Consider the following 14,346-nt stretch of genomic DNA (forward strand, 5'->3'; position numbering starts at 1 on the left):
CCTTCGCCACTGGTGTTCCTTCCTATATCTACGCATTTCACCGCTACACAGGAAATTCCACTACCCTCTACCATACTCTAGCTTGCCAGTTTTGGATGCAGTTCCCAGGTTGAGCCCGGGGATTTCACATTCAACTTAACAAACCACCTACGCGCGCTTTACGCCCAGTAATTCCGATTAACGCTTGCACCCTCTGTATTACCGCGGCTGCTGGCACAGAGTTAGCCGGTGCTTATTCTGTCGGTAACGTCAAGACACTAACGTATTAGGTTAATGCCCTTCCTCCCAACTTAAAGTGCTTTACAATCCGAAGACCTTCTTCACACACGCGGCATGGCTGGATCAGGCTTTCGCCCATTGTCCAATATTCCCCACTGCTGCCTCCCGTAGGAGTCTGGACCGTGTCTCAGTTCCAGTGTGACTGATCATCCTCTCAGACCAGTTACGGATCGTAGCCTTGGTGAGCCATTACCTCACCAACTAGCTAATCCGACCTAGGCTCATCTGATAGCGCAAGGCCCGAAGGTCCCCTGCTTTCTCCCGTAGGACGTATGCGGTATTAGCGTCCGTTTCCGAACGTTATCCCCCACTATCAGGCAGATTCCTAGGTATTACTCACCCGTCCGCCGCTCTCAAGAGAAGCAAGCTTCTCTCTACCGCTCGACTTGCATGTGTTAGGCCTGCCGCCAGCGTTCAATCTGAGCCATGATCAAACTCTTCAGTTCAAACATCTTTGGGTTTTTAAGAAACCCTAAACTTGGCTCAGCAATCGTTGGTTACATCTTTGATTTCTCGCGGAGTAACTTGTGATGCTGATAATCTTGTTGACTATCAGTCTGACTCCACAAGCACCCACACGAATTGCTTGATTCAATTGTTAAAGAGCGGTTGGTTTAGCTTTCGCTGTACCGAGGCGCGCATTCTACAGCAGCCTCTGTTGCTGTCAAGCGGTTATTTTTGATGTTTTCAAAGTTTTGCTTAGAGAACTTCAACAACATCAACCACTTGCGCTTTCGATATCTCGTTAGCGGGAGGCGAATTCTACAGTGTTACACACTGCTGTCAACGCTTTATTTCCTGCTTCTTTCGATTGAGATAATCGAGTGGTTAGCCAGGCAAATGGCCTGATTAACCGTACGAGCTTTTTACAAAGCTTGTACTTATATAAAAACAAAAACCCTGTCTGCGTGAGCAGACAGGGTTTTTGGAATTTAATCTTGACGATGACCTACTCTCACATGGGGAAACCCCACACTACCATCGGCGATGCATCGTTTCACTACTGAGTTCGGGATGGGATCAGGTGGTTCCAATGCTCTATGGTCGTCAAGAAATTCGGTAGCCAGGTCGTTTGCCTTACGGCGCACGCTCCAGCGAATGGGTATGTAATAGATTTGGTGTTTTGTGAACCGCAAACTTTCGGTTTGTATCGTCTTCACACACCGCAATTCGCTTCTAAGCAAATTGCTTGGGTGTTATATGGTCAAGCCTCACGGGCAATTAGTATTGGTTAGCTCAACGCCTCACAGCGCTTACACACCCAACCTATCAACGTCGTAGTCTTCGACGGCCCTTTAGGGAACTCAAGGTTCCAGTGAGATCTCATCTTGAGGCAAGTTTCCCGCTTAGATGCTTTCAGCGGTTATCTTTCCCGAACATAGCTACCCGGCAATGCCACTGGCGTGACAACCGGAACACCAGAGGTTCGTCCACTCCGGTCCTCTCGTACTAGGAGCAGCCCCTCTCAAATCTCAAACGTCCACGGCAGATAGGGACCGAACTGTCTCACGACGTTCTAAACCCAGCTCGCGTACCACTTTAAATGGCGAACAGCCATACCCTTGGGACCGGCTTCAGCCCCAGGATGTGATGAGCCGACATCGAGGTGCCAAACACCGCCGTCGATATGAACTCTTGGGCGGTATCAGCCTGTTATCCCCGGAGTACCTTTTATCCGTTGAGCGATGGCCCTTCCATACAGAACCACCGGATCACTAAGACCTACTTTCGTACCTGCTCGACGTGTCTGTCTCGCAGTCAAGCGCGCTTTTGCCTTTATACTCTACGACCGATTTCCGACCGGTCTGAGCGCACCTTCGTACTCCTCCGTTACTCTTTAGGAGGAGACCGCCCCAGTCAAACTACCCACCATACACTGTCCTCGATCCGGATAACGGACCTGAGTTAGAACCTCAAAGTTGCCAGGGTGGTATTTCAAGGTTGGCTCCACGCAAACTGGCGTTCACGCTTCAAAGCCTCCCACCTATCCTACACAAGCAAATTCAAAGTCCAGTGCAAAGCTATAGTAAAGGTTCACGGGGTCTTTCCGTCTAGCCGCGGATACACTGCATCTTCACAGCGATTTCAATTTCACTGAGTCTCGGGTGGAGACAGCGCCGCCATCGTTACGCCATTCGTGCAGGTCGGAACTTACCCGACAAGGAATTTCGCTACCTTAGGACCGTTATAGTTACGGCCGCCGTTTACCGGGGCTTCGATCAAGAGCTTCGCGTTAGCTAACCCCATCAATTAACCTTCCGGCACCGGGCAGGCGTCACACCCTATACGTCCACTTTCGTGTTTGCAGAGTGCTGTGTTTTTAATAAACAGTCGCAGCGGCCTGGTATCTTCGACCGACAGGGGCTTACGCAGTAAATGCTTCACCTCCATCGGCGCACCTTCTCCCGAAGTTACGGTGCCATTTTGCCTAGTTCCTTCACCCGAGTTCTCTCAAGCGCCTTGGTATTCTCTACCCAACCACCTGTGTCGGTTTGGGGTACGGTTCCTGGTTACCTGAAGCTTAGAAGCTTTTCTTGGAAGCATGGCATCAACCACTTCGTGTTCTAAAAGAACACTCGTCATCAGCTCTCGGCCTTAGAATCCCGGATTTACCTAAGATTCCAGCCTACCACCTTAAACTTGGACAACCAACGCCAAGCTGGCCTAGCCTTCTCCGTCCCTCCATCGCAATAACCAGAAGTACAGGAATATTAACCTGTTTTCCATCGACTACGCTTTTCAGCCTCGCCTTAGGGACCGACTAACCCTGCGTCGATTAACGTTGCGCAGGAAACCTTGGTCTTTCGGCGTGGGTGTTTTTCACACCCATTATCGTTACTCATGTCAGCATTCGCACTTCTGATACCTCCAGCAAGCTTCTCAACTCACCTTCACAGGCTTACAGAACGCTCCTCTACCGCATCATCCTAAGATGATACCCGTAGCTTCGGTGTATGGTTTGAGCCCCGTTAAATCTTCCGCGCAGGCCGACTCGACTAGTGAGCTATTACGCTTTCTTTAAAGGGTGGCTGCTTCTAAGCCAACCTCCTAGCTGTCTAAGCCTTCCCACATCGTTTCCCACTTAACCATAACTTTGGGACCTTAGCTGACGGTCTGGGTTGTTTCCCTTTTCACGACGGACGTTAGCACCCGCCGTGTGTCTCCCATGCTCGGCACTTGTAGGTATTCGGAGTTTGCATCGGTTTGGTAAGCCGGGATGGCCCCCTAGCCGAAACAGTGCTCTACCCCCTACAGTGATACATGAGGCGCTACCTAAATAGCTTTCGAGGAGAACCAGCTATCTCCGAGCTTGATTAGCCTTTCACTCCGATCCACAGGTCATCCGCTAACTTTTCAACGGTAGTCGGTTCGGTCCTCCAGTTAGTGTTACCCAACCTTCAACCTGCCCATGGATAGATCGCCCGGTTTCGGGTCTATTCCCAGCGACTAGACGCCCTATTAAGACTCGCTTTCGCTACGCCTCCCCTATTCGGTTAAGCTTGCCACTGAAAATAAGTCGCTGACCCATTATACAAAAGGTACGCAGTCACCCAACAAAGTGGGCTCCCACTGCTTGTACGCATACGGTTTCAGGATCTATTTCACTCCCCTCTCCGGGGTTCTTTTCGCCTTTCCCTCACGGTACTAGTTCACTATCGGTCAGTCAGTAGTATTTAGCCTTGGAGGATGGTCCCCCCATATTCAGACAAAGTTTCTCGTGCTCCGTCCTACTCGATTTCACTGTAAAGATGTTTTCGCGTACAGGGCTATCACCCACTATGGCCGCACTTTCCAGAGCGTTCCGCTAACATCAATACAGCTTAAGGGCTGGTCCCCGTTCGCTCGCCACTACTAAGGGAATCTCGGTTGATTTCTTTTCCTCAGGGTACTTAGATGTTTCAGTTCCCCTGGTTCGCTTCTTAAGCCTATGTATTCAGCTTAAGATACCTAACTTATGTTAGGTGGGTTCCCCCATTCAGACATCTCCGGATCAAAGTCTGTTTGCCGACTCCCCGAAGCTTTTCGCAGGCTACCACGTCTTTCATCGCCTCTGACTGCCAAGGCATCCACCGTATGCGCTTCTTCACTTGACCATATAACCCCAAGCAATCTGGTTATACTATGAAGACGACATTCGCCGAAAATTTGCTTTCAATCACAAATTTTACCTTAGCCTGAATAAACACCAGTGAAAGTGCTATCCAGTCTAACTTTCTATTACATACCCAAATTTTTAAAGAACGATCTAATCAAAAGATCAGAAATCAACATTCACCACCATCTGATGGAATGCTCATTTCTAAGCTTTACGATAAAGAAGCAGTAATGGTGGAGCCAAACGGGATCGAACCGTTGACCTCCTGCGTGCAAGGCAGGCGCTCTCCCAGCTGAGCTATGGCCCCATATTTCTACAGGTGCTTCCAAACAAAATTGGTGGGTCTGGGCAGATTCGAACTGCCGACCTCACCCTTATCAGGGGTGCGCTCTAACCAACTGAGCTACAGACCCAATTTTGGTCTACTTCTATCGTCTTCTTCAATGAATCAAGCAATTCGTGTGGGAACTTATGGAGCAGCTGATGTCGTCGATTAAGGAGGTGATCCAGCCGCAGGTTCCCCTACGGCTACCTTGTTACGACTTCACCCCAGTCATGAATCACACCGTGGTAACCGTCCTCCCGAAGGTTAGACTAGCTACTTCTGGTGCAACCCACTCCCATGGTGTGACGGGCGGTGTGTACAAGGCCCGGGAACGTATTCACCGTGACATTCTGATTCACGATTACTAGCGATTCCGACTTCACGCAGTCGAGTTGCAGACTGCGATCCGGACTACGATCGGTTTTATGGGATTAGCTCCACCTCGCGGCTTGGCAACCCTTTGTACCGACCATTGTAGCACGTGTGTAGCCCAGGCCGTAAGGGCCATGATGACTTGACGTCATCCCCACCTTCCTCCGGTTTGTCACCGGCAGTCTCCTTAGAGTGCCCACCATTACGTGCTGGTAACTAAGGACAAGGGTTGCGCTCGTTACGGGACTTAACCCAACATCTCACGACACGAGCTGACGACAGCCATGCAGCACCTGTCTCAATGTTCCCGAAGGCACCAATCCATCTCTGGAAAGTTCATTGGATGTCAAGGCCTGGTAAGGTTCTTCGCGTTGCTTCGAATTAAACCACATGCTCCACCGCTTGTGCGGGCCCCCGTCAATTCATTTGAGTTTTAACCTTGCGGCCGTACTCCCCAGGCGGTCAACTTAATGCGTTAGCTGCGCCACTAAGAGTTCAAGACTCCCAACGGCTAGTTGACATCGTTTACGGCGTGGACTACCAGGGTATCTAATCCTGTTTGCTCCCCACGCTTTCGCACCTCAGTGTCAGTATCAGTCCAGGTAGTCGCCTTCGCCACTGGTGTTCCTTCCTATATCTACGCATTTCACCGCTACACAGGAAATTCCACTACCCTCTACCATACTCTAGCTTGCCAGTTTTGGATGCAGTTCCCAGGTTGAGCCCGGGGATTTCACATTCAACTTAACAAACCACCTACGCGCGCTTTACGCCCAGTAATTCCGATTAACGCTTGCACCCTCTGTATTACCGCGGCTGCTGGCACAGAGTTAGCCGGTGCTTATTCTGTCGGTAACGTCAAGACACCAACGTATTAGGTTAATGCCCTTCCTCCCAACTTAAAGTGCTTTACAATCCGAAGACCTTCTTCACACACGCGGCATGGCTGGATCAGGCTTTCGCCCATTGTCCAATATTCCCCACTGCTGCCTCCCGTAGGAGTCTGGACCGTGTCTCAGTTCCAGTGTGACTGATCATCCTCTCAGACCAGTTACGGATCGTAGCCTTGGTGAGCCATTACCTCACCAACTAGCTAATCCGACCTAGGCTCATCTGATAGCGCAAGGCCCGAAGGTCCCCTGCTTTCTCCCGTAGGACGTATGCGGTATTAGCGTCCGTTTCCGAACGTTATCCCCCACTATCAGGCAGATTCCTAGGTATTACTCACCCGTCCGCCGCTCTCAAGAGAAGCAAGCTTCTCTCTACCGCTCGACTTGCATGTGTTAGGCCTGCCGCCAGCGTTCAATCTGAGCCATGATCAAACTCTTCAGTTCAAACATCTTTGGGTTTTTAAGAAACCCTAAACTTGGCTCAGCAATCGTTGGTTACATCTTTGATTTCTCGCGGAGCAACTTGTGATGCTGATAATCTTGTTGACTATCAGTCTGACTCCACAAGCACCCACACGAATTGCTTGATTCAGTTGTTAAAGAGCGGTTGGTCAGCTTTCGCTGTACCGAGGCGCGCATTCTACAGCAGCCTCTGTTGCTGTCAAGCGGTTATTTTAAGATGTTTTCAAAGTTTCCTCTGCAACATCAACCACTTGCGCTTTCGATCTCTCGTTAGCGGGAGGCGAATTCTACAGCGTTACACGCTGCTGTCAACACCTCATTTCCTGCTTCGATGACTTGAAGCTGGCACCGCCGAAAACCATCCAACTCATTGAAACTCAAGGAGTTTTCCGTTTCGACTGCGCCGGAAGTGGGACGAATTATAGGCCGTTTGAATCTCGGGTCAAGCACTTATTTGAAGTTAAACCGCAGAAGCTGATTTCTTCTTATATAGACGCGGAATACGGCTCTTCACCAGCGGTATGCGCAAGGCGAGCAGGCCTACACCAATACAGGCATAAATTGCCCATTCCTTGAGGTCGGCGCGCACTATCCAGAGCATATGCAGCAACCCCAACCCGACCACCACATAAACCAGGCGATGGAGTTTCTTCCAGCGTGCGCCCAACCGTCGCTGACTGTATTGATTGGAAGTCACCGCCAGGGCCAGCAAACACAAGAACCCCAGGCTGCCAACAATGATATAGGGGCGCTTACGCAATTCGACCCCCAATTGGGACCAGTCGAACCCCAGCACAAATGTCAAATAGGCGCACAGGTGCAACACCACATAGGCAAAGCACCACAAGCCTATTTGCCGGCGCACGGCAATCCAGCCCGACCAGCCTGTCAGTTTGTGCATCGGTGTCATGCTCAAGGTAACCAACAACAGTATTAGCGTACCCAACCCCAAACGATCGACCAGGACCTTGCCCGGGTCTGGCCCCAAGGCAAAGATCCAGGCTTCATACAGCCAATACAAAGGCCAAATGGCTGCTGCCATAAAAACGCCAATGCGCCAGGGTAGAAATTTCATCAGTAGTTCTTCCGCAAATCGAGGCCGGTATACAGATATGCCACCTGGTCTGCGTAACCATTGAACATCTGGGTATCACGCACATTCGGGCCGAACAGACTGCTCGGCAAACGCCGCTCACGCGCCTGGGTCCAGCGTGGATGGTCAACTGTGGGATTCACGTTGGCATAAAAGCCATACTCATCCGCAGCAATGCTTTGCCAGGTGGTTTTGGGCTGCGTCTCCACCAGACTGATTCGCACAATGGATTTCACGCTTTTAAAGCCATACTTCCAGGGCACTACCAGCCGTAGCGGCGCTCCATTCTGATTCGGCAACTCGCGGCCATACATACCCACCGCCAAAATCGCCAATGGATTCATCGCTTCATCCAGTCGCAACCCTTCGACATAAGGCCAGTCGATCAGTGCAAAACCCGAACGCTGCCCGGGCATCACCTTCGGGTCCTGCAAGGTTTCAAAGCGTATGTATTTGGCCTTGGAGGTCGGTTCCACCTGCTTGAGCAACTGCGAAATGGGAAAACCCATCCACGGAATTACCATTGACCAGGCTTCGACACAACGCAGGCGATAGATCCGTTCTTCCAGTTGATAGGGTTTCATGAAGTCTTCCAGGGCATACCGCCCCGGCTTGCCCACCTCCCCGTCTACCACCACCGTCCAGGGTTCGGTTTTCAAGGCGCCAGCATTTTGCGCCGGATCGCCCTTGTCGGTGCCGAACTCATAGTAGTTGTTGTAGTGGGTTGCATCCTTGAATGGCGTGATGGCCTCCCCCTTGACCGTGACAGCCTGCCATTGGGTCTGCGCGAGCTTGTCGGTAAACCAGGCTGGCGCCTTGCCCGGTTCAACATCCGCATAGCGCGCCGCCTCTTCGGCACTGGCCCAGCGCGGAAGCGCGCCCACAGCCAATCCGGCAAGCGAACTGCCCAGCAATGCACGACGGGATAAATAGAAAGATTCAGGCGTAACGTCCGACTCTTTGCAGTCGGACGCTTCAGGCAGCTTGATGAGCATGACAACTCCGCAGTATTGGAGGACTGATGCACCAATAGACTACGGAGTATGGGAGAAATTACATCACTCGGCGTTTTTGTTACGACGCAAGCGCAGCAAGTACTGGATAGGCCCCGAGGCGGCATATGCCAGGAAGGCCAGCAACAGAATGCGCGGTGGATCACTGAATACAACAGCGAATACCAGCACCACAGCCAGGATGGCCACAAAAGGAACGCGCCCTTTCAGGTCCAACTCCTTGAAGCTGTTGTACTTGATGTTGCTCACCATCAGCATGCCGGCAGCCGCAACGAGCAAGGCAACCAGGAACGACATTTTCGAACCCTGAATACCGTAATCACTGAATGCCCAGACGATACCTGCCACCACACCCGCCGCAGCCGGACTGGCCAGACCGATAAAGTAGCGTTTGTCGGCCGTGCCGACCTGGGTATTGAAGCGCGCCAGACGCAACGCCGCGCCTGCAACATAGATAAAGGCCACCATCCAGCCGACCTTGCCCATGTCCCCCAGTGCCCAGCCAAAAGCCAGCAACGCAGGGGCAACGCCAAAGGCAACCATGTCCGACAGGGAATCGTACTCGGCACCAAAGGCACTTTCGGTATTGGTCATCCGGGCGACACGGCCATCAAGGCCATCGAGCACCATGGCGACAAAAATGGCGATGGCGGCAAATGCAAAGTACTTGCTTGCCCCAGCGGCATCACCCGCACTCATGGCACTTTGAGCACTCATGGAGCTGATGATGGAATAAAAACCGGCGAACAGGTTCGCAGTGGTGAAAAGGTTCGGCAGCAGATAGATACCACGATGCCGGACTTTTCGGCCTTCGGCGTCATGCCCTTCTTCGACATGCTCATCGACAGGCAGCAGGCTATCGGCGTCTGAAGCCGCTTTTGGCTCTTCGGGACGTTCGCTCATGGACATTACCTTGCAACGATATGGAAAGTTTCGATAGAAGCTTGGGGCCTACACGCACCCGCAAACGATCCTGCTTTATACCAGAAGCGGCCGCTTAAACGAAAAAACGCGGCCTGGGCCGCGTTTTCTCTTCACACCAGGAACTTAGTTCTTGGCTTGGTCAACGATTTTGTTCGCGCCGATCCAAGGCATCATCGAGCGCAGTTGCCCGCCGATGACTTCGATACCGTGAGCAGCGTTGTTACGACGCTTGGCGGTCATCGAAGGGTAGCCGGTAGCACCTTCGCTGATGAACATCTTCGCGTATTCACCATCTTGAATGCGCTTCAGAGCGTTACGCATTGCCTGACGGGACTCGGCGTTGATCACTTCAGGGCCAGTCACATACTCGCCGTACTCGGCGTTGTTGGAGATCGAGTAGTTCATGTTGGCGATACCGCCTTCGTACATGAGGTCAACGATCAACTTCAATTCGTGCAAGCACTCGAAGTAAGCCATTTCTGGCGCGTAACCGGCTTCAACCAGTGTTTCAAAGCCTGCCTTGACCAGTTCAACAGTACCGCCACACAGAACAGCCTGCTCGCCGAACAGGTCGGTTTCAGTTTCGTCCTTGAAGGTGGTTTCGATGATACCGGTACGACCGCCGCCTACGCCCGAAGCGTAAGACAGGGCCAGGTTCTTGGCATTGCCCGAGGCATCCTGATAGATAGCGATCAGGTCAGGGATACCGCCGCCGCGAACGAATTCGGAACGTACAGTGTGGCCTGGTGCCTTGGGCGCGATCATGATCACGTCGAGGTCGGCACGCGGCACAACCTGGTTGTAGTGAATAGCGAAACCGTGGGAGAAGGCCAGTGTGGCGCCCTTCTTGATGTTCGGCTCGATTTCGTTCTTGTACAGCGAGGACTGGAACTCGTCCGGGGTCAGAATCATGACCAGGTCAGCAGCGGCAACAGCGCTGGCAACGTCAGTAACTTTCAGGCCGTGAGCTTCTGCCTTGGCGACAGTGGCTGAACCCTTGCGCAGGCCAACGGTTACGTCAACGCCGGAATCTTTCAGGTTGCAGGCTTGAGCGTGACCCTGGGAGCCGTAACCGATAATGGCTACTTTTTTGCCCTGGATGATCGAAAGGTCGCAGTCTTTGTCGTAATAAACTTTCATGATTTTCCCTTATATCCAGGCCATTCAGGCCAATTAGCACTTGTTAGTTTTAGATGCTGAGTACTTTGTCGCCACGGGCAATCCCGGTGACGCCACTGCGAACTGTTTCCAGGATCGAGGCGGTTCCAATCGACTGAATGAAACTGTCGAGCTTCTCGCTGGTGCCTGTCAACTGCACGGTATAAACACTGGCGCTGACATCAACGATCTGCCCACGGAAGATATCCGTGGTGCGTTTGATTTCTGCGCGCTGCGCACCCGTTGCCTTGACCTTGACCAGCATCAGCTCGCGCTCGATGTGAGCGCTTTCCGACAGATCCACCAGCTTGACCACTTCGATCAGCTTGTTCAGGTTTTTAGTGATCTGCTCGATCACTTCATCATGCCCCACCGTGGTCAACGTCAGACGCGACAAGGTCGGGTCTTCGGTGGGTGCCACGGTCAGGCTTTCGATGTTGTAGTTACGTTGCGAAAAAAGCCCGACAACGCGAGACAAGGCGCCCGGTTCGTTTTCAAGAAGCAAGGAAATAATGTGCCGCATGATTAAGTACGCTCCGTCTTGCTCAGCCACATGTCGCGCATGGAGCCATCTTTGATCTGCATCGGATAAACGTGCTCACTGGTATCAACCTGGATATCCAGGAACACCAGGCGATCCTTCATGGCAAAGGCTTCTTCCATTTTCGGCTTGAGGTCTTTCAGATCGGTGATCCGGATACCTACATGGCCATAGGCTTCAGCCAGCTTGACGAAGTCAGGCAGCGATTCCATATACGAGTGCGAGTGACGACTGCCGTAGTTCATGTCCTGCCACTGACGCACCATCCCCAGCACACCATTGTTGAGGCTGACGATTTTTACGGGCAGGCCGTACTGCAAACAAGTCGACAATTCCTGAATGTTCATCTGAATACTGCCCTCGCCTGTCACGCAGGCAACGTCAGCATCAGGGAAGCTCAGTTTTACCCCCATCGCAGCCGGGAAACCAAAGCCCATCGTGCCCAGACCACCGGAGTTGATCCAGCGATTCGGCTTGTTGAAGCGATAGTACTGGGCCGCGAACATCTGGTGCTGACCCACATCGGACGTGACATAAGCATCGCCCTTGGTCACTTCGCAGAGCATCTCGATAACGGCCTGTGGCTTGATCTGGCTGCCGTCGCCCTTGTTGTACGGGAACAGACCGCCGTCACCGCGCCATTCGTCGATTTGCTTCCACCAGCTGGCAACGGCCTGCGGGTCTGGCTTCTCGCCGATTTCCTTGAGGATGGCGACCATTTCGGTCAGCACGCTCTCAACGGGGCCTACGATCGGCACGTCCGCCTTGATGGTTTTGGAGATGGACGCCGGGTCGATATCGATATGGATGATCTTGGCGTTCGGGCAGAACTTGGACGGGCCGTTGATAACACGGTCGTCGAAGCGCGCACCTACTGCCAGGATCACGTCGGCGTTGTGCATGGCCATATTGGCCGTGAAGCTGCCATGCATGCCGAGCATGCCGACAAACTGACGGTCGGTGCCAGGGTAGGCACCCAGGCCCATCAGCGTATTGGTCACCGGCACGTTGAGCATTTTTGCCAGTTCGGTCAACGGTGCCGAACCGCCGCCCAAAATAACCCCGCCGCCGGCATAAAGCACAGGGCGCTTGGCTGCCAGCAGCATCTCGGCCGCCTTGCGGATCTGGCCGGAGTGGCCACGCAAGGCCGGGCTGTAGGAGCGCAGCTTGGCTTTTTTCGGGAAAACGTATTCGAACTTTTCCGCCGGGTTGGTCATGTCTTTCGGGATATCGACCACGACCGGGCCTGGACGGCCGGATTGCGCGAGGTAGAACGCCTTTTTCATGACTTCCGGGATTTCCGAAGCATGCTTGATCATGAAGCTGTGCTTCACGATGGGCCGGGAGATACCGATCATGTCGGTTTCCTGGAAGGCATCGGTTCCGACCATGGTGCTGGGCACCTGACCTGAAATGATCACCATCGGAATGGAGTCCATATAGGCCGTGGCAATACCGGTGATGGCGTTGGTAGCACCCGGCCCGGAAGTCACCAGTACTACACCGGCTTTACCGGTAGCACGGGCGTAGCCGTCAGCCATATGGGTTGCAGCTTGTTCATGGCGAACCAGGATGTGGGTAACTTCCGGCTCTTTGAACAGTGCGTCGTAGACATGCAGGAGAGCACCACCTGGGTACCCGTAGATATATTTGACACCTTCGTCACGCAAAAAGCGGACGAGCATCTCACCACCAGACAAAAGCTCCACGTTGTTCACCTCTAAAACGCCAGAATACCGTCCACAAAAATACGAACGGGTCTTAATAGGTTTACTTTTCAGCAGAGCATGAGCGACGGTGGTCGCCGACTACGTCAGCACTGACTGAGCAAGTATTGGGAACTCCCCAAGTGTTGCGGGGGTTTCCCACCCAGCGCGAGGTAACGCGTTGCGGGTGTTACAGGTCGGCGCGGGTGTGCGCCTCATGATCTGCTGAGAGAGCCTGCTTCTGGCAGTCCCTCTACAGCGGGAGTTCGATTCTTGTCATTAGGCCAGTCCAAGTCAAGCCATCAATTCAATTTATTTGCATAAATCGACAGGAACGCACAAAAAAACGCGCAAAATGACTGAAGCCAACAAGAAAATGGATGGCTGCCAGTAAAAACTGGCAGCCATGACCTCAGGAGGAAGGGCTGATCAGGCGATCAAAGTCCTGAAAATGCTTGAGCAAGGGCTTCCAGTTGCCACGACGCTGGGCAAACACGTGCTCAGCCATGTGCCAGATACCCGAGACGCTGGGCAGAGGCTGACCCTGCTCGACGATGACTTTCATCTTCGGCAGGAAGATCCACTGCACCCACTGCTCAAAATCCAGGCGGTCGACGCTGAACGGCTCCAGGCTGGACAAGTCGTGCTCTGTCGGAGCCTTGTCACTCCACAAGCCCTGGGTGCGCATTTCCTGCTCGATCAGCAGCAAAAAGCCAGCAACTTCAGAGGTGCGTACATCCATGACCATCAGAGGCTCACCTTGGCTTTTTGACGGGCCAGTGCAGCGCCAGCCGCATCACCTTGTTTCTCACGGGCCTGGGCAATCAAGCCCCACAGGCTCGCCTGCAAATCCGGACGACCGTTGGCGAACGTCAAACCGCGGCGAGCAAACTGCTCTGCCTGTGCGGTGTCACCCTGCGCCATGCGCACTTGCGCCAGACGATAAAGCACTTGCGGTTCACGAGGGGCCACGCGCTGGGCACGCTCGAGGCTCGACGAAGCACCGTTCAAGTCACCGCTCGATTGCTGCTGCTGGGCAGTGGTCAGCAGCGCCAGTACCGGGCCGTCCAATTGCTCGTCGGCCGCCAGGCCGCCGCTGTTCGACGGAATGCCGCTGGGCGTAACCGGTGCCGGGGCACTGTAGGTCGCGCTCGGTGTATAGCTACCCGTGCTGATCGGCGCTGCCGCCGGGCCAGGGGTAATCGGCCCCGGCGTGAACGGCTGGGTGCTGATCGGCGTCGACACACTGGCAGCGCCGCCCGGAATCATTACCACAACCCCCGAGTCCTCGGTAATCGTGCGCGCCTGAGCGGCACGCGGCGCAGCGGCCTGTGGATAATTCCCCGCCGTACGCTGGGCCGAAACACGCTCGTTGTTCGACACCGCAACACCAGAGTCGACCACAGGAATTGAACCCTGCGGCACGCTGGCACAACCATTGAGCAAAGCCAGGGCTGAAACAGCCGCAATCCACAACTTATTCACGT

The 14,346-nt window shown here is 53.4% G+C and carries 8 protein-coding genes, 2 tRNA genes and 4 rRNA genes (1 of these 14 running past the window's edge); all 14 read right to left on the reverse strand.

The annotated features are described in order from the left end of the window. Positions 1-725, reverse strand: a 16S ribosomal RNA gene (locus tag BLU25_RS10790) (it extends 812 nt beyond the left edge of the window). Between the two features lie 490 nt (positions 726-1,215). Next, positions 1,216-1,331: ribosomal RNA gene (gene rrf, locus BLU25_RS10795) — 5S ribosomal RNA — on the reverse strand. Between the two features lie 148 nt (positions 1,332-1,479). Beyond that, positions 1,480-4,373, reverse strand: a 23S ribosomal RNA gene (locus BLU25_RS10800). Positions 4,374-4,606: 233 nt separating this feature from the next. Further along, positions 4,607-4,682: transfer RNA gene (locus BLU25_RS10805), tRNA-Ala, on the reverse strand. 29 nt (positions 4,683-4,711) lie between these two features. Further along, a tRNA-Ile gene (locus BLU25_RS10810) sits at positions 4,712-4,788 on the reverse strand. 81 nt (positions 4,789-4,869) lie between these two features. Next, positions 4,870-6,406, reverse strand: a 16S ribosomal RNA gene (locus tag BLU25_RS10815). The 16S, 23S and 5S rRNA genes sit together here with 2 tRNA genes alongside, the layout of an rRNA operon. 478 nt (positions 6,407-6,884) lie before the next feature. After that, the gene (gene msrQ, locus BLU25_RS10825; protein WP_016783403.1) at positions 6,885-7,499 is read right to left on the reverse strand and encodes a protein-methionine-sulfoxide reductase heme-binding subunit MsrQ; all 615 of its coding nucleotides are present in this window, start codon (positions 7,497-7,499) and stop codon (positions 6,885-6,887) included. Further along, complete coding sequence (gene msrP, locus BLU25_RS10830) at positions 7,499-8,512, reverse strand: protein-methionine-sulfoxide reductase catalytic subunit MsrP (protein WP_016783404.1); 1,014 nt, start codon at positions 8,510-8,512, stop codon at positions 7,499-7,501. Before msrP ends, msrQ begins: the two co-directional genes overlap by 1 nt. 63 nt (positions 8,513-8,575) lie before the next feature. Further along, a complete protein-coding gene (gene pssA, locus BLU25_RS10835; RefSeq protein ID WP_016783405.1) occupies positions 8,576-9,433 on the reverse strand; it encodes a CDP-diacylglycerol--serine O-phosphatidyltransferase in 858 nt (285 codons plus the stop codon). Between the two features lie 144 nt (positions 9,434-9,577). Next, entirely contained in the window at positions 9,578-10,594 is a 1,017-nt protein-coding gene (ilvC, locus tag BLU25_RS10840) for a ketol-acid reductoisomerase (protein WP_016783406.1), read from the reverse strand. Between the two features lie 49 nt (positions 10,595-10,643). Then, positions 10,644-11,135, reverse strand: coding sequence for an acetolactate synthase small subunit (gene ilvN, locus BLU25_RS10845; RefSeq protein WP_016783407.1), 492 nt, complete (start codon positions 11,133-11,135; stop codon positions 10,644-10,646). A 2-nt stretch (positions 11,136-11,137) separates the two neighbouring features. Continuing rightward, positions 11,138-12,862 carry an acetolactate synthase 3 large subunit gene (locus BLU25_RS10850; protein WP_029611717.1) on the reverse strand — a complete coding sequence of 575 codons (1,725 nt, stop codon included), beginning with the start codon at positions 12,860-12,862 and terminating at the stop codon, positions 11,138-11,140. Positions 12,863-13,271: 409 nt separating this feature from the next. Beyond that, positions 13,272-13,601 (reverse strand): YqcC family protein, encoded by a 330-nt coding sequence (locus BLU25_RS10855; RefSeq protein WP_029611718.1) that lies wholly within the window; start codon positions 13,599-13,601, stop codon positions 13,272-13,274. Between the two features lie 5 nt (positions 13,602-13,606). Next, positions 13,607-14,344, reverse strand: a complete 738-nt coding sequence (locus BLU25_RS10860; RefSeq protein ID WP_016783410.1) for a tetratricopeptide repeat protein — start codon at positions 14,342-14,344, stop codon at positions 13,607-13,609. Between the last annotated feature and the right edge of the window lie 2 nt (positions 14,345-14,346).

The organism is Pseudomonas fragi, from assembly GCF_900105835.1.
GTDB classification, from domain to species: Bacteria; Pseudomonadota; Gammaproteobacteria; order Pseudomonadales; family Pseudomonadaceae; genus Aquipseudomonas; species Aquipseudomonas fragi.

Coding starts and splice junctions, on each gene's coding strand:
- msrQ (WP_016783403.1), bottom strand. CDS start 7,499: ATGAAATTTCTACCCTGGCGCATTGGCGTTTTTATGGCAGCAGCCATT.
- msrP (WP_016783404.1), bottom strand. CDS start 8,512: ATGCTCATCAAGCTGCCTGAAGCGTCCGACTGCAAAGAGTCGGACGTT.
- pssA (WP_016783405.1), bottom strand. CDS start 9,433: ATGAGCGAACGTCCCGAAGAGCCAAAAGCGGCTTCAGACGCCGATAGC.
- ilvC (WP_016783406.1), bottom strand. CDS start 10,594: ATGAAAGTTTATTACGACAAAGACTGCGACCTTTCGATCATCCAGGGC.
- ilvN (WP_016783407.1), bottom strand. CDS start 11,135: ATGCGGCACATTATTTCCTTGCTTCTTGAAAACGAACCGGGCGCCTTG.
- BLU25_RS10855 (WP_029611718.1), bottom strand. CDS start 13,601: ATGGATGTACGCACCTCTGAAGTTGCTGGCTTTTTGCTGCTGATCGAG.